The organism is Colwellia sp. NW0002-52-1 (assembly GCF_057550865.1).
This window is the reverse complement of sequence record NZ_BAAJLU010000027.1, coordinates 1-25,163: the sequence shown is the minus strand read 5'-3', so window position 1 is coordinate 25,163 and position 25,163 is coordinate 1. Positions and strand designations below refer to the sequence as shown.

The following is a 25,163-nucleotide window of genomic DNA, read 5'->3' as shown; positions in this document are numbered from 1 at the left end:
GCAATTGGCTTTTTATATTTTAACTCTTCAAGGGATTCCTTGAAGAGTTAAGGCTTGAATAGCTAAGCGATTAAACTAGAGTTGGTTTAGTTGGACCAGCTGAATTTCTGCTAGTAACATTAGCAACAAGCGCAGTTTTACCTGATGTTAGATGGCTTGTTCTGTGTTCTGCAGCAACAAAGTCACGAGGAATAACACCACTAGATGTTACGGTTTCCGGTTTTGTCATAGGTGCTGAAGCCTTACCGCCAGGCTTATTGGCTGAAGCCTTAACTTGACGTTTAATGTTTTTAACTTTAGCGCGTACTTTTTTAGGCTTTTCATCAACAGTTACAGCTTTCTCTACAACAACCTCTGGTTCTGCTTTTACTGAATCTTCTACTTTAGCTTCATCTGAAGTTGCTTCTACAGTAGTTGACTGTTCCTGTTCAGCTGTTGTTACCGTTTCGGTTGAAGTGTCCACTAAATCATTATCTGTAACAGTTACTTGAGTTTTAGTTTCACTAGCAACTGATTGCTTCTCTTCAGAAACAACTGTTTCAGCTGAAGTAGTAACTTCTTCTACAGGTGTTGCTGCTTTTACTGTAGCTACTTCAGTTTTAGTCTCTTCAGCTTTAGCTTCTTCGACTTTAGCTTCTGCAATATTAGGTTCGTCAAAAGGTAAGTTTTGTTGAACTTCATTTTTAGGGTCATTAATAACGTCAGTTAGTGCATCAGCATGAACTTTTTGAACTTGCTCAACTGTTGGTGCTGATTCAGTCACATCTTGACTGTTGTTAGCATCATCTTTGTTATTAGCAGAAGCGACTTCTTGCTCAGGATAACGTGCAGTTACTGGATCTTCAGTAATTTCACTGCCATCTTTAACTTCAGCGTTTTGTCTACGACGTTGACCGTGAGCACGCATATGGCGAGGTGAGCGTCTGCTTCTAGGGCGTTGCTCATCTTTATTGTTCGCGGCTGTTTCAACTGAATTTGTATTAACAGTTGCTGACGCTTCAACAGCGGTTGAATTGACAGTGCTTTCTGCAAGCTTAGTACTTTCAGTAACCTTAGCTTCGGCTGTATTGGTTTTAACCATTTTAGCTTCAACTTTTGCAGTTTCAGTAGTTGCATTGACTTTATCATTGCTACCAACACGAACCTTTTTACGGTTGTTACGGCGTTGACGACGTTCAGCAACTTTTTCCTCTTTAGGTTTTTGAACACGTTCCTTTTGAGGCTTAGCAGGTGCAGTATTTACATTGCTATTTTTCTTTGCTGTGTTATCAGCTGTAGCCGGTTGATTTTTACGTTTGTCGTTGCGATTGTCATTGCGAGAGTCGTTGCGATTATTTCTGCGTTGACCTTGGCGACTACGTTGCGGACGACGTTCGCTATTTCTAGTATTGGTTTGCTCTGAAGCTTTTGGTGCAGGTTTTACTACTTCTTCAGCAGCAAAAAGTGACTTAACCCAGTCAATAGCAACAGTAAGCAAACTTTTTTCTGGTGCTTTTTGTGCGACAACAGGAGCTGGCTCTACCTTTTTAGGGGCTTGCTTAGGTGATGACATGCCTTGTAATAGAGGTTCGTCGCGTTTACTTACTTCTTTATCGAACTTAGGCATAACTGCTTCTTCAGGTACGGCTTGTTTAATTGCCATATCGTAGCTAGCTTCTTCAATACCTTCGTCTTTTCTTACCCGGATAACTTCATATTGAGGCGTTACCATATTTGGGTTAGGGATGATCAATATTTTCACATTATGATGTTTCTCAACATGAAAGACCGAGCGACGTTTTTCGTTTAATAAATACGTGGCAACAGGTACAGGAACTTGCGCTTGTACTTGCTGTGTATTGTCTTTAATGGCTTCTTCTTCCATTAAACGTAACACTGATAATGCTAAAGACTCTACACCACGAACATGACCTGTACCGTTACAACGAGGACATACACCTTGGCTAGTTTCACCAATCGAAGGACGAAGGCGTTGGCGTGACATTTCTAGTAAACCAAAGCGAGAAATACGGCCAAGTTGGATACGTGCTCTGTCTTGTTTAACCGCATCACGCATTCTATTTTCAACTTCACGTTGATGACGAACAGGGGTCATGTCGATAAAATCGATAACCACTAAACCACCTAAATCGCGCAAGCGTAATTGGCGAGCAATTTCTTCTGCGGCTTCTAAGTTGGTATTAAATGCGGTTTCTTCTATATCTCCACCTTTCGTTGCACGGGCAGAGTTAATATCAATAGAGGTTAACGCTTCTGTAGGGTCAATAACAATTGAACCACCAGAAGGTAGGCGCACTTCACGTTGAAAGGCTGTTTCTATTTGTGTTTCTATTTGGTAATGAGTAAATAGCGGTACGTCATTGTTATACAGTTTAACTTTACTTAAAAAGTCAGGACGAACAATTTCAATATGCTTTTTAACGCTTTCAAAGATTTTCGGGCGATCAATCAAGACTTCACCAATATCACGACGTAAATAATCGCGAATAGCACGTAAAATAACGTTAGTTTCTTGATGAATTAAAAATGGCGCAGGGCGACTAGCAGCTGCTTCTGAAATTGCATTCCAATGATGAGTTAAAACGTTTAAATCCCATTCAAGCTCTTCATATTCTTTGCCCACACCAGCGGTACGAACAATTAAGCCCATGCCTTTAGGAAGTGTAAGTTTGCTTAATGATGCTTTAAGGTCGGTACGTTCATCACCTTCGATACGGCGAGAAATACCACCAGCACGAGGGTTATTTGGCATAAGTACCAAATAGCTACCGGCAAGGCTGATAAAGGTCGTTAACGCTGCGCCTTTTTGGCCACGCTCTTCTTTATCAATTTGTACAATAACTTCTTGGCCTTCACGTAGTACTTCTTTGATATTAGGACGACCTTGAAAGCTGTATCCTTTAGGGAAGTATTCACGAGCGATTTCTTTCATAGGTAAGAAACCGTGGCGGTCTGCACCGTAATCAACAAACGCAGCTTCTAAAGAAGGTTCTATACGGGTGATTTTAGCTTTATAAATATTTGATTTTTTTTGTTCATGACCAGGGCTTTCGATATCTAAATCGTAAAGTTGTTGACCATCGACAAGTGCTACACGCAATTCTTCAGATTGTGTAGCATTAATTAACATACGTTTCATAGTTTGTGTGACTCATTTTTAGTCACAACACACCATTGCTTAGAACACAAAGTCATCTATCGCTATGGTAACAGCAACTTGTCAGCCTCACGGGTGTCAATCTTACTACGCCATATTACGCAGCAAGCTGTTAAAAATTCTGATTGTTTTAATAACTGAGATGATAAACACCACAGTAAAATTGATTCTTTATGTGCCCAGCCTGTGTGCTGTGCGCAACAGAAAAAAGTGCCTCGTTAATGTTAGTTCGATATTTTTATCGTGTTTTCTAATGTTTAACGATTGGAAATGTGACTTATTTTTCTGTTTAATTACATAATTGCTTTATTGCGCGGGACAATATGTTTATGTGTTGTTATTGACAAGTTACACGCGTCAAATTCACAATAGGCCTTACTTTTAGTATCTCGACAATGAAGTTTTATAACATTATCTAACACTAATGTGGCCGCATATTTGCCTCTTACGTCTCGCTTAAAGCATCCTTTTTACTTGTTACGGCTTAAATATAGCGGTAACCATCCTATTATCACACTTTATTTATAGATAAGGCAATAAAATCCTCGTTTAAATTGCCTGTAATTAGAAAAAAACATGTTAAACTGCGTAGCATTATGGTTCTTAGTAAAACAGATATGACAGACAGCCCAAAACCCCAAGTTAGATTTATTACTGTAGACAGCGAAGATGCCGGTCAACGCATTGACAACTTTTTAGTAAAAACCCTCAAAGGTGTGCCAAAGAGCATGCTTTATCGTTTATTGCGTAAAGGCGAAATACGGGTGAACAAAAAACGCACTAAGCCTGAATATAAGCTTGTTGATGAAGATATTATTCGTGTTGCACCCATTCGTGTTTCTGAAAATACCAATACAGTATCTACGCAACTAAATGTTGTGGCTAATTTAGAAAAACAGATATTGTTTGAAGATGAACGTTTAATTGTAATTAACAAACCTTCTGGTATGGCAGTTCATGGTGGCAGTGGTTTAAGTTTTGGTTTAATTGAAGCTTTAAGAGCATTACGACCTGATGCGCGTATGCTTGAACTTGTACATCGACTGGATAGAGATACTTCTGGTTGTTTAGTTGTAGCAAAGAAGCGTTCAGCATTACGACATTTGCATGAGCAATTGAGAAATAAAACGGTACAAAAGTTCTATCACGCCTTAGTTAAAGGTCGCTGGTCAACTAAATTAACCCGTGTTACTGAAGGTTTAAAGAAAAATGACTTAAAATCAGGCGAACGAGTTGTTGTTGTTGACAACATCAACGGTAAAGAGTCTGAAACCCGCTTTAAAGTACTTCAGCATTACAAAAATGCCACGCTTGTAAGAGCTTTCCCTGTAACAGGGCGTACACATCAAATTCGTGTTCATTGTCAAACTAAAGGGCATTCTATTGCCTGTGACGCAAAGTATGGCCATGAGGATTTTGATGTAGAAATGAAAAGCCTTGGTTTAAAACGTTTATTTTTACATGCGGCTAGTATTGAATTTACTCATCCTTTGAGTAATGAACGAATAAAAGTGGAAGCGCCTTTAGAGCCATCATTAGAAAAATTATTAAAAAAATTAACTAAAGCAGATGTCCAATCAACTTAAGCGTGTTTAATTTATAAAATTTAACATGTGGCATAACTTATTTATACCGCGTGAAAACAAAAAAAGCTCAGTCATTGGATTTTTATATTATCCATTGACTGAGCTTTTTTCTAATATACAACTCAAATGTTGAGAGCTGATATTTTTCTTAGTTACATTGAACTTGCTTTTTGATGTACAACGTCATAAATCGAACCAAATGATTGTGCAATATTTAAATCTAAGCTCATATGCAGTTTTCTGGCTATATCACTTGAAGAAATAACCCCTCGAATATGGTGACTTTCTTGGTCTAACACTAAACAATGTCTTAACTGATAGTTTTCTAATGTTGAAACAACATCACTTACCGAAGCACTTAACAGTTCACTGTAATCAAAAGCGTGAAAATCAGATTTTGGGATCATTAAATCTTTTACTAAAATATCTTCGCGCTTGATGCCTTTAGATAACTTGGCAACAATGTGCTGCTCTGATAATTCATTAGTACTAATGATGCCAATAAAGTCATTATCTTGAGATACGACAATATTCATTCTAACGTGTGTTTTTAACATTAACTCTAACGCGGTTACTGCTTGAGTATCTCCCTCGATCATCAATGCTTTATGATCTTTAAAATCTGTAAATATTTTTACTGCAGGTGATGCTAAATTAATTTCCTCAAACTGCTCGGGGGTAATAATATTGTCAGTTGCTGCTAGGTTAACTAAGTGTAATTTTTTCATAACGACCTCAAAACTTCTAAAAGCATATGTTGTTAAAGAGAATAGAAATATGCTTTTTAAAAACTAAACTTTATTTACTCATCAAATAATGATTTATATTTTTCATCACTTGGACTTTTACTCATCAATAACTTATTAAGCGCCATCGCTGCTTTTATTTACGCACAAGGCTAGTTACTGAGATATGTTATTACCTAAAATCAAACTTATTTTGCTATTAGATAGCGTAAACAACGTTATGTTATTGGGTAATTTTTATGAGCAAGTAAATTCTGGTGGAGCTCTAGATTGAAAGTTATGATAGGTGGGGCGTTTAATATCAGGATTTGAGTACTGTAAGCTGGCTTGACTATATAAATAGGGCTGAACGATAATTTCGATGAATAAAGCTGAGTTATCAAAATCATCATTAATGATATTTTCAGATTCTACTATAGTAGGTACATTAAAACTTGCATCACTTAACGATACTGTCTCTATCGCATTTGCTGACGCAGATGCAATGACTATCGATAAAATGAAAAACAGTTTAAACATGTTGACTACTCTAAAAAGGATTAATTAATTGTCTTCAATTATTGTTATGGAGCGAAATATTAGTAATTCAAGTGAAAAGTAATAAATATAAAAATGAATTTTAAATTTATTACTTTTCGAAAATAAATTATTTTAATGATTAAACGCTATATTAGCGGTAAAGACAAATTAGAGTAGGAAACCTGTCTTTATATTATTTATGATTGTTCAGCGAGTACATCAACACCATGCTGCTTTAATAACTCAACAAGTTTGATTAGCGGCAATCCAATTAAGCTATTTGGATCGTCACCCTCGAGCTTTTTAAATAAACAAATACCTAAACCTTCACTTTTAAAGCTACCGGCACAATTATAGGGTTTTTCAGCGTGTAAATAATTTTCAATGTCGCTAAGTGATAATTCATTAAAGTGAACTAAGAAAGGTTCTATTAATGCTGTTGTAAAGTCTAAACCGCTATCATATACACATAAGCCTGTATAAAAGGCCACAGTTTTGTTGCTGAACTTTTGTAATTGTTTAACGCCATTTTCAAATGTGTGGGGTTTTCCTAAAATTTCGCCATCGCACATCGCTACTTGATCAGAGCCAATAATTAATGCATCTGGGTATTCGTCTGCCACGGCTTTTGCTTTTTCAATCGCTAAACGTTGCACTAAAGCAACTGGCGTTTCATTTTCTAATGCTGTTTCGTCTACATTGGGTTTTGCACAGGTAAAGGGAATGTTGAGTTTAGCTAAAATTTCTTTACGAAAAGGGGATGTGGAGCCTAAAACAAGTTTTTTCATTAATATCACTCAAAATATAATCAGATTATTGTTAATATATGGACTATCTTGAGTTTTTAAACAAATTTAGCTATTTTTCTTTTGACACAGGCCGATAGGCACTTTATTATGCGCGCCTTATGAAGAATCTTAAACTCCCGATAACGATAGACCCATCTAGAAGCGCACAGCGAAAGTTAGTGTGTGAAGGATACTTTGAAGTATCTGGGATGAATAGATTGCTTGCTGTGTGTGATGCACAAAGTGAGCAAGTACAAGTGAGTGCTAATTTTAGTGTGGATGAAGTGGGTTTGGTAGTAATATCAGGCAGCTCATCGGCAACGGTTGCATTAACTTGTCAGCGATGTACTGAAGAGTTTGATTTGGTATTAGAAGTAGATTTTACTTTTAGTCCAGTGAAAAACGCTGAAGCCGCAGCGGAGTTGCCGTCATATTATGACGCAATTGAATTAGATGAAAATGGTGAAGTTAACTTGCGAGAGTTAGTAGAAGATGAGTTTTTACTCGAGATTCCACTAATTCCAAGGCATCCAATTAAAGATTGTCAGGCTCCATCTGATAGTGTTTGGGGGGAGTTGCGTGAAGAGCTAGAAAAACCAAATCCATTTGATATATTAAAGAAAATTAAATAGTTAAACTTAGCTAATAACCGATTTTAGGAGTAGGCAATGGCAGTTCAAAAGAGCAAAAAGTCTCGTTCAAGACGTGGCATGCGCCGTTCACATGACGCAATAACGACAACGCATTTATCAACAGATCCAGTATCTGGTGAAACTCACCGTCGTCACCATGTAACAGCTGATGGCTTTTACAAAGGTGTTAAAGTAATCAATAAGTAATCTGTAACGATTACCTTGATTAATCTAACCATAGCGTTAGATGTTATGGGGGGCGACCAAGGCCCCCACGTAACACTTCCTGCGGCAATGCTCGCAATAGAAAACCACCCCAATCTGCACTTATTATTATGCGGTGACGAAACTGTCATTGTTGAAACGCTTTCAAAAAAAAATTATTACCCTCATCCTAGAATAACCGTTGTTCCTACTACTCAAGTTGTTGAGATGGATGACAAACCTATTTTCGCCTTACGCAACAAAAAGCAATCTTCTATGCGTAAAACACTCGATCTTGTAAATGAAGATCAAGCGCAAGCTTGTGTAAGCGCCGGTAACACGGGGGCACTTTTTTCAATGGCCCACTTTGTCTTAAAAACCTTACCGGGTGTTGAACGACCGGCATTAATCTCTGCATTACCGAGTAATAAATCTGATCAACATGTATTTATGCTGGATTTGGGCGCAAATGTTTTTTGTGATTCAAGTGTTCTATATCAATTTGCGATTATGGGGTCGGTAATGGCAAAAGAAGTCGATGGTATTGAAAACCCAAAAGTAGCGTTATTGAATATGGGCGAGGAAGACAATAAAGGTAGTGATCATATTAAACAAACTGCCAGTTACTTAATGGCAAATGATGATATTAACTATATTGGCTTTATTGAAGGGAATGATATTTTCACCAATAAAGCTGATGTAATTGTTTGTGATGGCTTTGTTGGTAATGTTGCGTTGAAAACCTGTGAAGGTGTGGCAAGAATGGTCTACACACAACTGCAAGAAATCATCAAAAAGCACTTTTTAGCTCAAATAATGGGCAAAATATTGTCTGGTCCCTTAAAAAAACTCTTTAAACCCATGAACCCCGACCAGTATAACGGTGCAAGTTTGATAGGATTGCGCGGTATTGTGGTGAAAAGTCATGGTAATGCAAATATAACGGCTTTTTATACTGCTATTGTTGAAGCCATTACTGAGATTGAACGACAAGTACCAACTAAAATTAAAGACAAGCTTGAAAAAAGCTTATGTCATAAATAAGTTGCAAGCTCAGTATTATCTAAGTCAATTATAGGTAAATACAGCTTAAAAAATTACATCGGCATAGATCGGATCATGGTTTATGTTGTTAAAGTGGTAAATCAAATTTAATTAGGTCAAATAATGCAAAATAATTTAGCGTTTGTCTTTCCAGGTCAAGGGTCACAATCTTTAGCTATGTTAGCTGATTTTGCGGATCATGAAGTAGTGCAAAGTACTTTTTCTGAAGCATCTGAAGCTTTAGGGTACAACTTATGGCAATTGGTTCAAGATGGTCCGGTTGAAAAGTTAAATCAAACTAACTTTACACAACCCGCGTTATTAACGGCAAGTGTTGCAATATGGCGTTTATGGCATGCATCTTCTTCTGCTTCGCCTAAAGTGCTAGCAGGTCATAGTTTAGGTGAATATTCTGCATTAGTTTGTGCAGGTGTTCTATCACTTGCAGATGCCGTGAAATTGGTAGAAAAACGAGGCGAATTTATGCAAGCTTCAGTACCAGAAGGTGTGGGAGCAATGGCGGCTGTTATTGGTTTAGATGATGACATTATTATTAGTGCTTGTGAACAAGCCGCGGATAACGATGTAGTTTCAGCAGTTAACTTCAACTCTCCAGGTCAAGTTGTTATTGCTGGTCATAAAGATGCAGTAGCTCGCGCAGGTGTTTTATGTAAAGAAGCTGGCGCAAAGCGTGTGCTTCCTTTACCGGTAAGTGTTCCGTCACATTGTGCTTTAATGAAAGATGCAGCCGACAAGTTAGCAGAAGAGTTTAACAATGTTACTTTTAATGTGCCTAACATACCTGTGATCAATAATGTTGACGTTAAAACCGAGTCTTCAGTTGATGCAATTAAAGCAGCACTTATTAAACAATTATACAGTCCAGTGCGTTGGACTGAAACTATTCAGTATTTAGCGCAACAAGGTATTGATACCGCGATTGAGGCAGGGCCAGGCAAAGTATTACAAGGCTTGCTTAAACGCATTGATAAAACCATTAGTTGTCAATCTGTTAACGACAAGATATCGTTAACTAAAGCATTAGAATCAGTAGAGTAAAATTATATGTTTTCATTAGAAGGTAAAGTTATTTTAGTAACAGGTGCTAGTCGTGGTATTGGTAAAGCTATTGCTTCACAGCTTAAAGCACTTGGTGGTACCGTTATAGGTACGGCAACATCAGAGCATGGTGCGGCTAATATCAGCGATTACTTGGGCGAAGGGCAAGGTTTAGTGTTAAATGTTACTGACGACGCTTCAATTAGCGCTATGTTTGACTTAATCAAAGAGAAGCATGGCTCGGTTGATGTTTTAGTTAATAATGCCGGTATTACGCGTGATAATTTAATGATGCGCATGAAAGATGATGAATGGGATGATATTATTGATACCAACCTAACATCAGTATTCAAAATCAGTAAAGCTGTATTACGTGCGATGATGAAAAAACGCAACGGTCGTATTATTAATATTGGCTCAGTCGTTGGTACTATGGGCAACGCTGGCCAAGTAAACTATGCTACAGCTAAAGCTGGATTAATTGGTTTTACTAAGTCATTGGCTCGCGAGGTTGCTTCTCGAGGCATTACCGTTAATACTGTTTCACCAGGTTTTATTGATACAGACATGACACAAACATTGACTGATGAGCAAAAAGAAGGCATTTTTGCTCAAGTCCCGGCAAACCGTTTAGGTAAGCCTGAAGAAATTGCTAACGCTGTTGCTTTCTTAGCATCTGATTCTGCAGCGTACATTACGGGCGAAACATTGCACGTAAATGGCGGCATGTACATGGTTTAACACAGGTTTGCTTATCGGCTACTCTTTGTTAAATTTGAATGAATTATAAACAGTTAACAGGTTTGACCAGCAAAAAAGTAAAATTAGAAGCTTGCATGGTTGGCTTTTGACGAATAAACTACACACAATATTGAAATATTGTATTTTCTAGTAAAGGAAAAAAAATGAGTACTATTGAAGAACGCGTTAAAAAAATTACTATTGAGCAACTTGGTGTAAGCGAAGACGAAGTAAAAGTTGAAGCTTCTTTTGTTGATGACTTAGGTGCAGACTCTTTAGACACTGTTGAATTAGTAATGGCGTTAGAAGAAGAATTTGATACTGAAATTCCAGATGAAGAAGCTGAGAAAATTACAACAGTTCAAGCTGCAATCGATTACGTTACTGCTAACCAGTAATATTAAGCGAGTGTAATGATTTCAGGCGGTTTAATTACCGCCTGAATTGTTTTTACCGTTTGAAAAATATTTATACCCAATTCAAAATCAACCACTTTGATTTTGAGCAATAAGATATACACCCATTCATATTCTACTCTTTCGGAGGCAGCACATCTCATGAGACGCGTTGTAGTTACCGGTCTTGGCATGCTTAGCCCTTTAGGCAATAGCCCTGAATCAACTTGGCAAAACTTACTACTTGGTAAAAGTGGTATTTCTAACATTACGCATTTTGATACTTCAGAGTATCCAACGCGTTTTGCAGGTTTAGTTAAAGATTTTGATGCGCAAGACTACATGGCTCGTAAAGAAGCCAAAAAAATGGATTTATTTATTCAATACGGCGTTGCAGCAGGTGTGCAAGCTATCAAGGACTCTGGTTTAGAGGTAAATGAAGCTAATGCTCAGCGAGTTGGTGTTGCAATAGGCTCAGGTATCGGCGGTTTGGGCTTAATTGAAGAAAATCATACTAAACTTTTAAATAATGGACCGCGTAAACTATCTCCGTTCTTTGTACCGTCTACCATTATTAATATGATCTCTGGTCATTTATCAATTATGTTTGGTATGAAAGGTCCAAATATTTCAATCGTTACTGCCTGTACTAGTGGTGTTCACAATATCGGCCATGCAGCACGTATGATTGCTTACGGTGACGCTGATGCTATGGTTGCCGGTGGTGCTGAAAAGGCTTCTACTACGATGGGCATGGGCGGTTTTGGTGCTGCTCGTGCAATGTCAACACGTAACGATGCTCCTCAGCAAGCGTCTCGTCCTTGGGACAAAGACCGCGACGGTTTCGTTTTAGGTGACGGTGCTGGAGTACTTGTTTTAGAAGAGTATGAACATGCAAAAGCACGTGGTGCCAAAATTTATGCAGAACTTGCAGGTTTTGGCATGAGCGGCGATGCATACCACATGACTTCTCCACCTGCTGATGGTGCTGGTGCTGCATTAGCGATGAAAAATGCTATTAATGATGCCAAAGTCGATCTTACTAAAATTGGTTATATCAATGCCCATGGTACTTCTACACCTGCCGGCGATATTGCGGAAACCAATGCGGTTAAATCAGTATTTGGCACTTCAGCTTATGACGTATTAGTCGGTTCAACTAAATCTATGACCGGCCACTTATTAGGTGCTGCCGGTGCTGTTGAAGCTATTTTTAGTATTCAAGCATTAGTGAACAATATGGTGCCACCAACAATTAATTTAGATAACCCTGATGAAGGGTGTGATCTTGATTATATTGCTCATACAGCGCGTGATGTTAATTTAGACTACGTTTTGTGTAACTCGTTTGGTTTTGGCGGCACAAACGGATCATTAATATTTAAGAAGCTTTAGTTAATTTAAATGCCATAGTCGCTTTAATTTAACTATATGACTACTATTCGTTAAAACTACTTGAATTCAAATGCTTAAGCCTGAATACTTAGTGTTCAGGCTTTTTTATGGCGACTATTATGACAACAAAGGCAAGCGTAGCGTTAAGTTTTGTAGATGGACAACTTGCTGATACGATCTCAATTAGCGACCGAGGTTTAGCTTATGGTGATGGTTGCTTTACTACTGCTCTAGTTATCAATGGTGCAGTAGCTATGTTGCCCCAACACCTTAATCGTTTACTAGAGCAAAGTAGGCAACTTGGGTTACCTAGTTTCGATCTAGCCACATTAAAAGTTACTATAACTAACTTAAGTGCTGGGATTTCAATTGGCGTTATAAAAGTTATTGTTACCTGTGGCAGTGGTGGCCGCGGCTATTCACGTATAGGTGTTGAACAAGCTAAAGTGATTGTTTCTTTTCACGATTACCCAAAGTACTATGCCCAATGGCAAAAAGAAGGAATAACTGTTGGCATAAGCGAGCAAAAGCTAGGTATTAATCCAATGCTTGCCGGTTTAAAACATTTAAATCGCTTAGAACAAGTTATGTTAAGAGCTGAGCTCGATAAACGCCCTGAAGATGATTTACTTGCCTGTGATATCAATAACAATATTATTGAGTGTTGCAGTGCTAATGTTTTTTGGTTAAAAGCAGGCCAATGGCAAACGCCGACTTTATCAACCGCTGGCGTTGCAGGTTTAATGCGCGATAAAATTTTATTAAATTATCCCGAAATTATGCCTGCTAATTACGATATAGAAACGTTGAATAATATTGAAGCCATGTTTATAAGCAACGCTATTTTAGGTATAGTGCCGGTAAAGGTTTTTAATGACCGTCAATTAGATACATCATTGGTTAGAAACATACAAACTCAGTGCATGAATTATTAAAAGTTTACAAAATATGTTTAAAAAAACACTTCTGACTTTAGCGGTTTCAGTATTACTTAGCATTATTGCTGTGATAGTTGTTATGCTGATAGCTGAAAAAAAAGTACAGCAGCCTTTAAACTTAGTACAAAGTGAGTTTATTACCCTTAAATCGGGCACTTCTTTTAATGCTTTTTCAAAGCAATTGGTTAATAAACAATGGCTAGACAATGATTTTTGGTTACGCATCTATGCCAAATTTAATCCTACGCAAAGCAAAATTAAGTCAGGTACTTATCAAGTAACAACTGAAACCAATATTTTATCTTTATTAAACTTAGTTGTCTCAGGCAAAGAACATCAGTTTTCTATTACTTTTATTGAGGGAAGTACTTTCAAACAAGTTTTAGCTCTGCTGGCACAACACCCAAATATTAGTCACCAACTCGTCGGTTTGTCACCTAGCGCCATCGCTAAAAAATTGGCTATTGTTCAAGATAACCCAGAAGGTTGGTTATTTCCTGAAACGTATGCTTTTACGCAGGGTGCCTCAGATATTAGTATTATTAAAAGAGCTCATAAAAAAATGCAAAGTGCATTAGCAGAACATTGGGAAAATAGAGCAGATAACTTACCTTATAAGTCAGCATATCAAGCGCTGATCATGGCATCAATTATCGAAAAAGAAAGTGGTAAATATGCTGAACATCCACGTATTTCATCGGTATTTGTTAATCGCTTGAACAAACGTATGCGTCTTCAGACCGATCCTACGGTTATTTATGGTTTAGGTGAAAGGTACCAAGGTGATATAACATACGCTCATTTACGAGAAAAAACCGCTTATAATACCTATAAAATAAAAGGGTTACCGCCAACACCAATTGCTTTACCTGGGGCTCAAGCTTTAGAAGCTGCATTACACCCTGAATTGAGCGATTACTTATATTTTGTTAGCAATGGCGCCGGAGAACATATATTTTCCACTAACCTTGCTGATCATAACCGCGCAGTGAATAAATATCAGCGCTAGTAGAGTTAACTTTAATTACACAGTAGATATACAAAAGTAATAGCAATAGAGAATGATATGAATACAGGTTTTATGGTTGTTTTCGATGGTAGTAATGGCGCTGGTAAAACAACCGTTATTAATGAAGTTGAAAAATATATCGCACAAAAAGGTTTAGATGTAGTTTTAACAAGAGAGCCTGGTGGTACAAACATTGGGGAAAAAATCAGAAGTATTATTCTTGATCCCACCACACCAGAAATGTGTGACACAACAGAGCTTATGTTATTTGGTGCCGGGCGAGCACAGCATATACAAGAAAAAATAAAGCCAGCCTTACAAGCAGGAAAAATCGTTATTTCAGATCGTTTTGACGCGGCAACGTTTAGTTTTCAACATTATGCTCGTGGTATTGATTTAGCTAACATTATGCAAATTAATGATTTAGCATTAGCAGGCTTTAAACCTGATATGAATATTATTTTAGACTTAGACCCTGTTGAAGGCTTGAACAGAGTGATGAGTCGAGGTGAAGGGCTTGACCGTTTAGAAGATGAAAAATTAGATTTCTTGGTTAAGGCTAGAAATGGCTACTTAACACAAGCGAAAGAGCAACCAGAGTGTTTTGAAGTGATCGATGCTTCACAATCTAAAGCTGCAGTGTTGAGTGACGTTATTAAAGTTATTGACGCTTTAATTTTAAAACATAGTTAATCATGACTTATTTAACCTGAACTCTGGATAATGAGTGCTTGAAACTCAAGTGAACCAAAAGCTTAGGTAATAAAGTAAATGCTATAGCCAGGTGAACATCACGAATAGATATTATCAATGCTTCATTTTATGCCATTTCCAAGGCAAAACGTTTATGAATAGCGGGCTATTTATCGACGTTTTAACGCAGAAAATGGCTTAAAAGGGAGCATTGAGCAAGTGCTGCTTATCCAGAGTTCAGGTTATTTACACTCAGTTGTTATTGCCTAGTTGAATAAAGTACGCAGGTGTAAAAATAAAGCTCAAAGCATTCAATAGAAAGTTTGATGACATATTGAAAGCCATTTACAGATAGTGCAAAAGTTATTTTAAGGTAATAAATGAAAACTTGGTTAGTGACTATTCAGCAACAATTATCGCGTCAACTTCGCGATAATAAACTTCCGCATGCGTTATTGTTTTCGGGTGTTGAAGGAGCTGGTCAAGAAGAAATAGCCCAGTGGCTTATAAATGTGTTGTTATGTCAAAATGTTAAGTTAAATCATGTAAGTGGTGAAGGTAATAGCAACGAAGTTGAGAATAATAATTCAAGTGATTCACAACAAGCGCCTTTTATTTTAGAGCCTTGTGGCCAATGTAAAACATGTAAATTATTTGCAAAAAACAGCTACCCTGATCACCTTACTATTATTTCAGATAAGAAAAATATTGGTGTAGAGTTAATTCGTGACCTCAGTTATTTCTTTGAAAAAACAGCCCATATTGGCTTTATGAAAACAGCGTTGGTGAATCAAGCTGACACTATGACTATATCAGCTGCGAATGCGCTGTTAAAAACACTTGAAGAGCCAACAACCAATAGCTTTATCATCTTAACTACGCATAACAGTGATTTATTATTGCCGACAATTATCAGTCGCTGTCATGAGTTTGAAATTCGGCCTCCGGTTGGCAAGGCGCTTTTGGCTGAATTTGGTCAGCAGGGGGATGATCCCTTTGTAAACCTTAGTCATTTAACTGAATTATCAAACGAAGAGACCGCCGTTGCATTTGTAGCATTTCGTGATAAGGTCAATCAATATTTAACTAGTCTTGAATATCGTGAAGATATACTCAAGACATTGACTGAATATCAATATGGTTATCGATGGTTAGAAAAAGTAATTGTTAACTTGATGCGTAATCAATATGCATGGCCAACTGTTGTAGGTGAAAATAAACATGTTGCTGTAATTAACAAGCAACAATTATGGGATATATATAATTTACTACTACAAGCAAATGCTAAACTAAAAACAGTAGTGCAAGTTAATAAACAGTTTCTGAGTGAAAAGCTACTTGCAGATATTAGCCTTGTTGTACAAAATAATGCGCAAACAGTAGAGGAATAATTTTGGAAAATATCACGCTTGAATTTATTTCAGATCGGGATTTATACCAGTCATATATGCCATTTATGAAAAATGGTGGTTTATTCGTTAGAACGACTGAACAATTTGAGTTAGGTACAGATATTCAGCTATCAGTTACATTGCCTGATTCGTTAGAGTCTTCTGAACTTAAAGGTAAAGTCTCTTGGATAACACCTATAGGTGCACAAAATGGCACACCAGCAGGTATTGGCGTCAGTTTTGTTGAAGACCCAGACAATATACGTAATCAAATCGATAAATCGATTGGTCGATTACTTAATTCAGCTGAACCGACATTATCTATGTAGTTTTTCATCGCTGAACTCACATATTAATTTTATTCTCATATTACTCATTTTATTATGAGTAACTATTCCCATATTAACAAAAGCACAATCGTGCGGAGTATCTCGTGTTTATAGATTCCCATTGTCATTTAGATCGATTAAAGCTCGAAGAGTTTGACAATAATTTAGATAATGTTATTGAAGCTGCACTTGCTGAACAAGTAAATACTTTATTATGCGTTAGTGTTACCTTGCAAGACTTTCCTGCTATGGCTGAGCAAACGGCTAAATACGATAATGTTTGGTTAACCTGTGGTGCGCATCCACTGAATCAGGAAGATGAAATAAATCCTGAACAATTAAGCACGCTTGCTGATCATCCTCGCGTTATTGCTATTGGTGAAACAGGGCTCGATTATTTTTACGCGCCTGAAACTAAACCCGTACAGTTAGACTCATTTAAAAAGCACGTGCGAGTTGCAAATCAATTAAATAAGCCTTTAATTATTCATACTCGCGATGCTCAAGAAGATACTTTAGCTATATTAAGAGCCGAAAATGCGGAGAAGGTTGGTGGTATTTTACATTGCTTTACTGAAAGCTGGGAGATGGCAGAGCAAGCAATAGCCATGGGTTTTTATATTTCTTTTTCTGGAATTGTTACCTTTAAAAATGCAGCTGCGCTGAGAGAAGTCGCTAAAAAAGTGCCTGCAGACAGATTTTTAATTGAAACTGATTCCCCTTATTTAGCACCTGTGCCACACCGCGGTAAACAAAATCAACCTGCTTACGTTGTTGAAGTTGCTAAACACCTAGCAAGTATTCGTGGTACATCTGTTGCTGAAATAGCGAAACAATCAAGTGAAAATTTCCATCGTTTATTTCCACAAACACTTTTAGATTAATTGAGATAAAAAAATGCCCAAAACTACTGCTAGTTTTGGGCCCAGGGGGTGGCTCAATTCGTTGAGCCTGCGCTAATAAAACATTGTAAGTTTCTTCGTTCTTAACAAGCGTATAAAGAAAAATAAAACAAGAAAACAGCGAGCATTGAAGTTAAATTCTTTCTGTAAATTAAAGTGTAGTGCAGAGAACTATAAAAGCAAAAATTAATTTTTATAATTAATTTACAATAAGTTATGGTGTAGCGCTTCAGTGCGCATACCGCTTGATTTTAAAAGGCTGGCACGGCATTTCTAAGAGCTTATTACTGTTTGTTGTTTAAAGCGAAACTAGTAGGTATAGAACTTGTGTGTCATGATATTTTTATTAAACCTAAAATTATAAGAGCTAAAAATTGTTAAGTCGTATTTGGAGTGGATTTTTCTTTGTCGCCTTTATTTCTGCAATGGTGCAATGGCTAGTATTCGATCACGTGTTAATTTTTGAAGAAATTGTTAACACTATTTTTAGTATGTCGAAAGTCACGGTTGAAATCGCTATTGGGTTGATTGGTATTCTAAGTTTTTGGCTAGGGATGATGAAAATCGCAGAACATGCGGGCATTATCGACAAGCTAGCAAATTTTATTTCACCTTTATTTACTCGCCTTATGCCTAGTGTTCCAAAAGGTCATCCGGCAATTGGGTCAATGACGATGAATTTGTCTGCAAATTTTTTAGGCTTAGACAATGCAGCAACGCCGCTTGGTTTGAAGGCAATGCAAGACTTACAATCACTAAACCCTGAAAAAGAAACCGCTAGTGATGCGCAAATTCTTTTCTTGGTATTAAACACCTCAGCAGTCACTTTATTCCCAGTAACGGTATTTATTTATCGCGCTCAACAAGGTGCGCTCAATCCTACCGATGTTTTTATACCTATTTTATTGGCCACTTTTGCTTCAACACTCGCAGGCTTATTTGCTGTAGCATTTGTTCAGAAAATAAAATTATATCAACAAGTTATTTTACTTTACCTAGCTGTGGGTATTGCGATCATTAGCGCCATTGTGGTTTATTTTAGTACTTTAAGTGCGCAGTTATTGGCACAGCAGTCGTCTCTTATGGGCAATTTGTTAATTTTTAGTACACTGATCAGCTTCTTATTATTAGCTTTAAAACGAAAAGTGAATGTTTATGACAGCTTTATAGAAGGTGCGAAGCAGGGCTTTGAAACAAGTATCAAAATAATTCCTTATTTACTCGCTATGCTATGTGCAATAGGCGTATTTAGAGCAAGCGGTAGCTTAGACTTTTTAGTCGATGCAATTCGCCAAGTCGTTTTATTTTTTAATGGTGATACACGCTTTGTTGATGCTTTACCCACTGCATTTATGAAACCCCTGAGTGGCTCTGGTGCACGAGCAATGATGGTAGAAACTATGAACACTTATGGCGCCGACTCTTTCGCTGGTCGACTCGCCTCTATAGTGCAAGGCTCAACAGAAACTACTTTTTATGTTTTAGCGGTATATTTTGGCTCTGTGGGTATTCGATATAGCCGCCATGCATTAGCTTGTGGCTTAATTGCTGATTTCGCCGGTATAACCGCTGCCATTGGTGTGTGTTATTGGTTTTTTGGCTAAACTATCAAGATGAAAATTGTCGACAGTACATTGTTTTGCTGCAATGTGCTGTGAGATAAATAGCTTTGTATTCGTTGTTTAAATGTATTTTACTACAGCCCGTTCTTAATAACTCCTCTGCGTAATTATATAGGTCAAAAAGGCCAAATAACGATAAGCCTGTATTGAACCTGTAACCTTTCATTAATTTATTTATTGTCGACAATTAATGGGTTCTAGCATTGACTAATCGATTTAACACGTTATTATTAGCTCATTACTCTTCAATGTGTCGACAATAATGGCTTTAGATAATCCAACTTCACAAGCAGCGGTTACCACAGCAGATAAAGTTTTCGAACAAATGTTGCATGATATTGTGGAAGGTAATATTCAAGCTGGCAGTAAAATTAGTGAGCCAGAATTAGCCAAAAAATTTCAAATCAGTCGTTCAACCCTTCGTGAAGCCTTAAATCGCTTAGAAAAATGTCACCTTATCGAGCGTAAAGCTAACGTGGGCTCTCGCGTGGTCGAATGTTCAATCTCAGGTCTTTTAGAAATATATATTGTGCGTGAAGCCCTAGAAGGTATGGCTTGTCGTCAAGCGGCACAAAATATGACTGATATTGAGATCTCTGAGATGAGAGCCATGCTTAAGCAACATGCAACGGCAAAGGCTTTACGTGATGGTATTGCATACTATCAAGAAGAAGGTGATTTAGACTTTCATTATAAAGTTATTCTTGGTAGCCATAATCAACAGTTAATCAACATATTATGTGGCCAGCTATATCATCTCGTTCGTATGTATCGTTGCCAATTTGGTATGAACAGCCCACGCGCTACTAAAGCATTTGATGAACACTCTCGAATAATTGAAGCGATTGCCGACCGAGACGGCGAATTAGCCGAAATGCTAATGAGGCGTCATATTGCCGCTTCACGTAAAAATATTGAAAACAAAATTGCACAACAGCAATAGCGGTTCTACGCTATTTTACATTACATAATTTGATAATAAAGGACTCAATAATGTCTACATCCGCAAATACATTATCTCCTGGCGCTAAGTTTCGCCAAGCTTTAGTAAACAATAAACCCTTGCAAGTTGTCGGTACCATTAATGCCTATTGCGCAATGATGGCAGAAGAGCTTGGTCATCAAGCTATTTACTTGTCGGGCGGCGGTGTAGCGAACGCATCTTACGGTTTACCTGATTTAGGCATGACATCATTAAATGATGTTATTGCTGATGTGCAGCGAATTACTAGCGCATCAACTTTACCTTTATTGGTTGATATAGATACTGGCTGGGGTGGGGCATTTAATATTGCAAAAACTATTCGCGATATGGAAAAAGCTGGCGCAGCTGCGGTTCATATTGAAGACCAAGTAGCACAAAAACGCTGCGGCCATCGTCCAAACAAAGAAATTGTTTCTACCGAAGAAATGGTAGATAGAATTAAAGCTGCTGTCGATGCTCGCACAGATAAAGATTTTTTCATCATGGCAAGAACCGATGCCTTTGCACAAGAAGGTTTAGAATCGGCACTCGAACGCGCAAAAGCCTATGTAGCTGCTGGTGCTGATGGCATTTTCGCTGAAGCAGTAAAAACTGAAGAACATTACCGTGCTTTCACCGAAGCGCTTGATGTTCCAGTTTTAGCTAATATTACTGAATTTGGTCAAACTGAGCTTTGGAATAAAGAGCAGTTAGGTGAGTGGGGTTGTGCCATGGTGCTTTACCCATTATCGGCATTTAGAGCAATGAACAAGGCTGCTGAGTCAGTATATAAAACCTTGCTAAATGACGGTGACCAAAAAGCAGAAATTGATAACATGCAAACTCGTATGGATTTGTATGATTACTTGGGTTACCACGATTATGAGCAAAAACTTGATGCCTTGTTTACTGAAGGTAAAAACAAGTAATTCATGCTTATAGCTCGAACGTAAATGCAAAAATTAATATACAAAATAAGAAACTAAATTTTAACCATTAACGGCAACTTAACTGCGGTTAAAGGACAAGAGGAAAGAATGATGACAGAGAAAAAATTAACAGGTGCAGGCTTACGTGGTCAAAGCGCAGGTGAAACAGCATTATGTACCGTAGGTAAATCAGGCTCAGGCTTAACGTATTGTGGCTACGATGTAGCAGACTTAGCTGAAAATGCCACGTTTGAAGAAGTAGCATATTTACTCTTCAATGGCGAACTGCCTAATGAAAAAGAGTTAGCAGCATACAAAACTGAATTATTTGCTATGCGTGATTTACCGCAAGCGTTAAAAGAAGTGCTTAAGCTTATTCCAAAAGAAGCTCATCCTATGGATGTTATGCGCACAGGTTGTTCATTTTTAGGTAACTTAGAGCCTGAAAATGATTTTAGCGAACAAAACCGTGCCGCTAACCGTTTGTTATCAGCATTTCCTGCCATCATGTGTTACTGGTATAAGTTTTCTCATGACGGCGTAGAAATTGACTGTACGTCAGATGAAGCCTCTTTAGGTGGCCACTTTTTACGTTTACTAAATGGTACAAGCCCGTCAGCACAGCACGAACGTGTGATGGATGTATCATTAATTTTATATGCCGAGCATGAATTCAACGCTTCTACCTTTACAGCGCGTGTTTGTGCGTCAACGCTATCTGATATGTTCTCATGTGTTACTGGTGCTATTGGTACCTTGCGTGGGCCATTACACGGCGGCGCGAATGAAGCGGCAATGGACATGATTGAAACCTTTACTTCACCTGCTGATGCCAAAGAAAAAATGGCTGGTATGCTTGAGCGCAAAGAAAAAATTATGGGCTTTGGTCATGCGGTTTACAGCACATCAGACCCTCGTAACGTTATTATCAAAGCGTGGTCTGAAAAACTTGCCGCTGAAAATGGTGATACTTCGTTGTACGATATTTCAGTGGCTTGTGAAGAGTTTATGTGGGATACCAAAAAATTATTTTGTAATGCCGATTTCTTCCATGCTTCTACCTATAATTACATGGGTATTCCAACGAAACTATTTACCCCTATTTTCGTTTGTTCGCGTTTAACAGGTTGGGCAGCTCATGTGATGGAGCAACGTACAAATAACCGTATTATTCGACCTTCTGCAGATTACATTGGTGCAGAGCCACGCAAAGTTCAGCCCATAGCACAAAGGTAATTTGCACTTAGCATTTACCGACACAAAGCCTTATCAACAAAGATAGGGCTTTGTAATTTATTAAATTACTGAAAAAGTATCGCTTTTATACTTTTCAACTCTGTGGACTAAATTATGAATTATGATTACCGCAAACCTTTACCAGGTTATAAAAATAATGGTCTAACGATAGATTTTTTTGACACCAAAGAAGCTATCGAAACTATCAAGCCCGACGCTTATAAAACATTACCTTACACCTCACGTGTACTCGCAGAGCAATTAGTTCGACGCTGCGCCCCGGCGATGCTAACCGATGCGTTAAAGCAAATTATCGAAGGTAAACAAGACCTTGATTTTCCTTGGTATCCAGCACGTGTTGTTTGTCATGATATTTTAGGCCAAACAGCTTTAGTTGATTTAGCGGGTCTTCGAGATGCCATTGCTGAACAAGGCGGTGATCCTGCAAAGGTAAACCCGGTTGTTCCAACACAATTAATTGTTGATCATTCACTCGCGGTAGAAGCCCCAGGTTTTGACAGTGAAGCATTTGAAAAAAACCGAGCCATTGAAGATCGCCGTAATGAACAACGTTTTCATTTTATCGAATGGACGAAAACCGCTTTTAAAAACGTTGATGTAATACCTGCTGGTAACGGCATTATGCATCAAATTAATTTAGAGAAAATGTCGCCTGTTATACAAGCACGCGATGGTGTAGCCTTTCCTGATACTTGTGTTGGTACTGACTCGCACACACCGCACATTGATGCTTTAGGTGTTATTGCAATCGGTGTGGGGGGGTTAGAAGCTGAAACGGTAATGCTAGGTCGCCCATCGATGATGCGCCTGCCTGATATTATTGGTGTAAAGCTTACAGGTAAACGCCAACCGGGCATTACAGCAACCGATATTGTGTTAGCAATAACTGAGTTTTTGCGTAATCAAAAAGTGGTTTCGGCATATTTAGAGTTCTTCGGAGAAGGCACTAAAAGTTTAACCATTGGTGACCGTGCAACTATCTCAAACATGACCCCAGAATATGGTGCGTCTGCTGGTATGTTCTACATTGATGAACAAACTATTGATTATTTAAAAATTACCGGTCGTGAACCAGAGCAAGTAGCACTTGTTGAAACTTACGCAAAACATACCGGTTTATGGGCTGACGATTTAGTTGAAGCGCAATATCCACGTGTGATTGAATTTGATTTATCATCAGTAGGTCGTAATTTAGCGGGCCCTTCTAATCCGCATCGTCGTTTAGCGACCGCTGATTTAGCTTCAAAAGATATCGCGAAAGACTTAGCTGCTTGTAAAGTACAAGAAGCTAACGGTGAAATGCCTGATGGCGCCGTTATTATTGCCGCGATTACGTCTTGTACCAATACCTCTAATCCTCGTAATGTGGTTGCGGCGGGCTTAATAGCTAAAAGAGCCAATGAACTTGGTTTAGTGCGTAAGCCTTGGGTTAAATCATCGTTTGCGCCAGGTTCAAAAGTTGCCAAACTTTATTTAGAAGAAGCCGGTTTGCTGTCTGAAATGGAAAAATTAGGTTTTGGTATTGTTGGCTATGCTTGTACAACTTGTAATGGCATGTCTGGCGCGTTAGATCCTAAAATTCAACAAGAAGTTATAGACCGTGATTTGTATGCAACTGCAGTATTATCAGGTAACCGTAACTTTGATGGCCGAATTCACCCTTATGCAAAACAAGCGTTTTTAGCGTCACCGCCATTAGTTGTCGCTTATGCAATCGCTGGTACTATTCGTTTTGACATCGAAAAAGATATTTTAGGCCAAGACCAAAACGGTAACGATATTACCTTAAAAGATATCTGGCCAAGTGACGAAGAAATTGATGCAATCGTGGCATCAAGCGTTAAACCTGAGCAGTTCAAAAAAATCTACACACCTATGTTTGATTTAGGTGCGTTTGAGCCTGCTGAAAGCCCGTTATATGCATGGGACGAAACTAGCACTTATATTCGTCGTCCGCCATATTGGAATAAAGAGGGGGAGGGAGCATTAGCCGGTGAGCGTACCATGAAAGGTATGCGTCCATTAGCGGTGTTAGGTGACAACATTACTACCGATCATTTATCGCCTTCAAATGCGATTCAGTTAAACAGTGCAGCGGGTGCTTATTTACATAAAATGGGCTTACCAGAGGCTGATTTTAACTCTTACGCAACGCATCGCGGTGATCACTTAACGGCACAACGCGCTACCTTTGCTAACCCGAAATTATTTAACGAAATGTGTCGTGATGCGCAAGGGGAAGTTAAACAAGGTTCGCTGGCACGTATAGAGCCTGAGGGAACTGAATCACGTATGTGGGAAGCAATTGAAACCTACATGCAACGTAAACAGCCACTGATTATTATTGCTGGTGCAGATTACGGGCAAGGCTCTTCGCGTGATTGGGCAGCAAAAGGCGTTCGTTTAGCGGGCGTTGAGGTTATTGTATCTGAAGGTTTTGAACGTATACATCGTACTAACCTAGTCGGTATGGGCGTGCTTCCGCTTGAATTTGTTAACGGCGAAACACGTCACACCTATAACATTGACGGCACAGAAACTTTTGACGTTGAGGGCACAACAGCGCCGGGCGCCAGTATGACAGTGGTTATGACACGTAAAAATGGTGACATTGTTAATATTCCGGTTAAGTGTCGATTAGATACCGGCGAAGAAGTGTCTGTTTACGCGGCAGGCGGCGTATTACAAAAATTTGCTAAAGACTTCCTTGAATCAAGCTTGTAGCAAGTTATTTGAATAATCAGGTTTGTTGCACACCCATTTAAAGCTATTAATGTGTGTGCAGCATTTTATTCAAATCAACGCTTAAGTGACTTCGAGTATTCAAACAAATGTTAATGCCGCATTACTTAAAATTATTACT

At 38.3% G+C, this 25,163-nt stretch carries 23 protein-coding genes; 19 read left to right on the top strand and 4 right to left on the bottom strand.

Features of this window, described 5'->3' with window-relative positions:
• Positions 1-70 precede the first annotated feature (70 nt).
• The gene (gene rne, locus AC27H3_RS17130; protein ID WP_487107961.1) at positions 71-3,139 is read right to left on the bottom strand and encodes a ribonuclease E; all 3,069 of its coding nucleotides are present in this window, start codon (positions 3,137-3,139) and stop codon (positions 71-73) included.
• 635 nt (positions 3,140-3,774) lie between these two features.
• Between rne and rluC the strand changes: the two genes are divergently transcribed.
• Positions 3,775-4,743 (top strand): 23S rRNA pseudouridine(955/2504/2580) synthase RluC, encoded by a 969-nt coding sequence (rluC, locus tag AC27H3_RS17125; protein WP_487107960.1) that lies wholly within the window; start codon positions 3,775-3,777, stop codon positions 4,741-4,743.
• Positions 4,744-4,895: 152 nt separating this feature from the next.
• Here rluC and AC27H3_RS17120 read toward each other — a convergent pair whose 3' ends face one another.
• The 3 genes from AC27H3_RS17120 to AC27H3_RS17110 form a co-directional block, all read right to left on the bottom strand.
• Positions 4,896-5,471: a CBS domain-containing protein gene (locus AC27H3_RS17120; protein ID WP_085306249.1), complete on the bottom strand. Its 576-nt coding sequence runs from the start codon at positions 5,469-5,471 to the stop codon at positions 4,896-4,898.
• Between the two features lie 255 nt (positions 5,472-5,726).
• Positions 5,727-6,008, bottom strand: coding sequence for a hypothetical protein (locus AC27H3_RS17115; protein WP_487107959.1), 282 nt, complete (start codon positions 6,006-6,008; stop codon positions 5,727-5,729).
• A gap of 197 nt (positions 6,009-6,205) precedes the next feature.
• Positions 6,206-6,796 carry a Maf family protein gene (locus AC27H3_RS17110; RefSeq protein WP_487107958.1) on the bottom strand — a complete coding sequence of 197 codons (591 nt, stop codon included), beginning with the start codon at positions 6,794-6,796 and terminating at the stop codon, positions 6,206-6,208.
• A 119-nt stretch (positions 6,797-6,915) separates the two neighbouring features.
• Here AC27H3_RS17110 and yceD point away from each other — a divergent pair, with 119 nt between their 5' ends.
• From yceD to acnD, 18 genes are all read left to right on the top strand, one after another.
• Positions 6,916-7,428, top strand: a complete 513-nt coding sequence (yceD, locus tag AC27H3_RS17105) for a 23S rRNA accumulation protein YceD (protein WP_487107957.1) — start codon at positions 6,916-6,918, stop codon at positions 7,426-7,428.
• 36 nt (positions 7,429-7,464) lie between these two features.
• Positions 7,465-7,635: a 50S ribosomal protein L32 gene (rpmF, locus tag AC27H3_RS17100; RefSeq protein WP_081153814.1), complete on the top strand. Its 171-nt coding sequence runs from the start codon at positions 7,465-7,467 to the stop codon at positions 7,633-7,635.
• Positions 7,636-7,650: 15 nt separating this feature from the next.
• A complete protein-coding gene (plsX, locus tag AC27H3_RS17095; RefSeq protein ID WP_487107956.1) occupies positions 7,651-8,676 on the top strand; it encodes a phosphate acyltransferase PlsX in 1,026 nt (341 codons plus the stop codon).
• 123 nt (positions 8,677-8,799) lie between these two features.
• A complete protein-coding gene (fabD, locus tag AC27H3_RS17090; protein WP_487107955.1) occupies positions 8,800-9,735 on the top strand; it encodes an ACP S-malonyltransferase in 936 nt (311 codons plus the stop codon).
• A 6-nt stretch (positions 9,736-9,741) separates the two neighbouring features.
• Entirely contained in the window at positions 9,742-10,476 is a 735-nt protein-coding gene (fabG, locus tag AC27H3_RS17085) for a 3-oxoacyl-ACP reductase FabG (protein ID WP_085306255.1), read from the top strand.
• Between the two features lie 164 nt (positions 10,477-10,640).
• On the top strand, positions 10,641-10,874 hold the full coding sequence (gene acpP / locus AC27H3_RS17080) for an acyl carrier protein (RefSeq protein WP_077286054.1): 234 nt from the start codon (positions 10,641-10,643) through the stop codon (positions 10,872-10,874).
• A 159-nt stretch (positions 10,875-11,033) separates the two neighbouring features.
• Positions 11,034-12,266: a beta-ketoacyl-ACP synthase II gene (fabF, locus tag AC27H3_RS17075; RefSeq protein WP_487107954.1), complete on the top strand. Its 1,233-nt coding sequence runs from the start codon at positions 11,034-11,036 to the stop codon at positions 12,264-12,266.
• Positions 12,267-12,385: 119 nt separating this feature from the next.
• Positions 12,386-13,201, top strand: a complete 816-nt coding sequence (gene pabC, locus AC27H3_RS17070) for an aminodeoxychorismate lyase (RefSeq protein ID WP_487107953.1) — start codon at positions 12,386-12,388, stop codon at positions 13,199-13,201.
• A gap of 13 nt (positions 13,202-13,214) precedes the next feature.
• The gene (mltG, locus tag AC27H3_RS17065; RefSeq protein WP_487107952.1) at positions 13,215-14,213 is read left to right on the top strand and encodes an endolytic transglycosylase MltG; all 999 of its coding nucleotides are present in this window, start codon (positions 13,215-13,217) and stop codon (positions 14,211-14,213) included.
• A gap of 57 nt (positions 14,214-14,270) precedes the next feature.
• Positions 14,271-14,906, top strand: a complete 636-nt coding sequence (gene tmk, locus AC27H3_RS17060; protein ID WP_487107951.1) for a dTMP kinase — start codon at positions 14,271-14,273, stop codon at positions 14,904-14,906.
• A gap of 380 nt (positions 14,907-15,286) precedes the next feature.
• Positions 15,287-16,297 (top strand): hypothetical protein, encoded by a 1,011-nt coding sequence (locus tag AC27H3_RS17055; protein ID WP_487107950.1) that lies wholly within the window; start codon positions 15,287-15,289, stop codon positions 16,295-16,297.
• 2 nt (positions 16,298-16,299) lie between these two features.
• Positions 16,300-16,626 (top strand): PilZ domain-containing protein, encoded by a 327-nt coding sequence (locus tag AC27H3_RS17050; RefSeq protein ID WP_085306261.1) that lies wholly within the window; start codon positions 16,300-16,302, stop codon positions 16,624-16,626.
• 104 nt (positions 16,627-16,730) lie between these two features.
• Complete coding sequence (locus AC27H3_RS17045) at positions 16,731-17,510, top strand: TatD family hydrolase (RefSeq protein ID WP_487107949.1); 780 nt, start codon at positions 16,731-16,733, stop codon at positions 17,508-17,510.
• 392 nt (positions 17,511-17,902) lie between these two features.
• Positions 17,903-19,132, top strand: a complete 1,230-nt coding sequence (locus AC27H3_RS17040; protein ID WP_487107948.1) for a nucleoside recognition domain-containing protein — start codon at positions 17,903-17,905, stop codon at positions 19,130-19,132.
• A 280-nt stretch (positions 19,133-19,412) separates the two neighbouring features.
• A complete protein-coding gene (locus AC27H3_RS17035; protein ID WP_085306264.1) occupies positions 19,413-20,093 on the top strand; it encodes a GntR family transcriptional regulator in 681 nt (226 codons plus the stop codon).
• 50 nt (positions 20,094-20,143) lie between these two features.
• Positions 20,144-21,043, top strand: a complete 900-nt coding sequence (gene prpB, locus AC27H3_RS17030) for a methylisocitrate lyase (RefSeq protein ID WP_487107947.1) — start codon at positions 20,144-20,146, stop codon at positions 21,041-21,043.
• A 111-nt stretch (positions 21,044-21,154) separates the two neighbouring features.
• On the top strand, positions 21,155-22,279 hold the full coding sequence (prpC, locus tag AC27H3_RS17025) for a bifunctional 2-methylcitrate synthase/citrate synthase (protein WP_085306266.1): 1,125 nt from the start codon (positions 21,155-21,157) through the stop codon (positions 22,277-22,279).
• A 114-nt stretch (positions 22,280-22,393) separates the two neighbouring features.
• On the top strand, positions 22,394-25,024 hold the full coding sequence (gene acnD / locus AC27H3_RS17020) for a Fe/S-dependent 2-methylisocitrate dehydratase AcnD (protein WP_487107946.1): 2,631 nt from the start codon (positions 22,394-22,396) through the stop codon (positions 25,022-25,024).
• The last annotated feature ends 139 nt before the right edge of the window (positions 25,025-25,163 follow it).

Excerpts from the sequence above, each read along its gene's own strand:
- prpC (WP_085306266.1), top strand. The coding sequence starts at position 21,155 with ATGACAGAGAAAAAATTAACAGGTGCAGGCTTACGTGGTCAAAGCGCA.
- rpmF (WP_081153814.1), top strand. The coding sequence starts at position 7,465 with ATGGCAGTTCAAAAGAGCAAAAAGTCTCGTTCAAGACGTGGCATGCGC.
- fabF (WP_487107954.1), top strand. The coding sequence starts at position 11,034 with ATGAGACGCGTTGTAGTTACCGGTCTTGGCATGCTTAGCCCTTTAGGC.
- mltG (WP_487107952.1), top strand. The coding sequence starts at position 13,215 with ATGTTTAAAAAAACACTTCTGACTTTAGCGGTTTCAGTATTACTTAGC.
- AC27H3_RS17055 (WP_487107950.1), top strand. The coding sequence starts at position 15,287 with ATGAAAACTTGGTTAGTGACTATTCAGCAACAATTATCGCGTCAACTT.
- prpB (WP_487107947.1), top strand. The coding sequence starts at position 20,144 with ATGTCTACATCCGCAAATACATTATCTCCTGGCGCTAAGTTTCGCCAA.
- acnD (WP_487107946.1), top strand. The coding sequence starts at position 22,394 with ATGAATTATGATTACCGCAAACCTTTACCAGGTTATAAAAATAATGGT.
- AC27H3_RS17115 (WP_487107959.1), bottom strand. The coding sequence starts at position 6,008 with ATGTTTAAACTGTTTTTCATTTTATCGATAGTCATTGCATCTGCGTCA.
- fabD (WP_487107955.1), top strand. The coding sequence starts at position 8,800 with ATGCAAAATAATTTAGCGTTTGTCTTTCCAGGTCAAGGGTCACAATCT.
- AC27H3_RS17110 (WP_487107958.1), bottom strand. The coding sequence starts at position 6,796 with ATGAAAAAACTTGTTTTAGGCTCCACATCCCCTTTTCGTAAAGAAATT.
- acpP (WP_077286054.1), top strand. The coding sequence starts at position 10,641 with ATGAGTACTATTGAAGAACGCGTTAAAAAAATTACTATTGAGCAACTT.
- fabG (WP_085306255.1), top strand. The coding sequence starts at position 9,742 with ATGTTTTCATTAGAAGGTAAAGTTATTTTAGTAACAGGTGCTAGTCGT.
- yceD (WP_487107957.1), top strand. The coding sequence starts at position 6,916 with ATGAAGAATCTTAAACTCCCGATAACGATAGACCCATCTAGAAGCGCA.
- tmk (WP_487107951.1), top strand. The coding sequence starts at position 14,271 with ATGAATACAGGTTTTATGGTTGTTTTCGATGGTAGTAATGGCGCTGGT.
- AC27H3_RS17120 (WP_085306249.1), bottom strand. The coding sequence starts at position 5,471 with ATGAAAAAATTACACTTAGTTAACCTAGCAGCAACTGACAATATTATT.
- rne (WP_487107961.1), bottom strand. The coding sequence starts at position 3,139 with ATGAAACGTATGTTAATTAATGCTACACAATCTGAAGAATTGCGTGTA.
- rluC (WP_487107960.1), top strand. The coding sequence starts at position 3,775 with ATGACAGACAGCCCAAAACCCCAAGTTAGATTTATTACTGTAGACAGC.
- pabC (WP_487107953.1), top strand. The coding sequence starts at position 12,386 with ATGACAACAAAGGCAAGCGTAGCGTTAAGTTTTGTAGATGGACAACTT.
- AC27H3_RS17035 (WP_085306264.1), top strand. The coding sequence starts at position 19,413 with ATGGCTTTAGATAATCCAACTTCACAAGCAGCGGTTACCACAGCAGAT.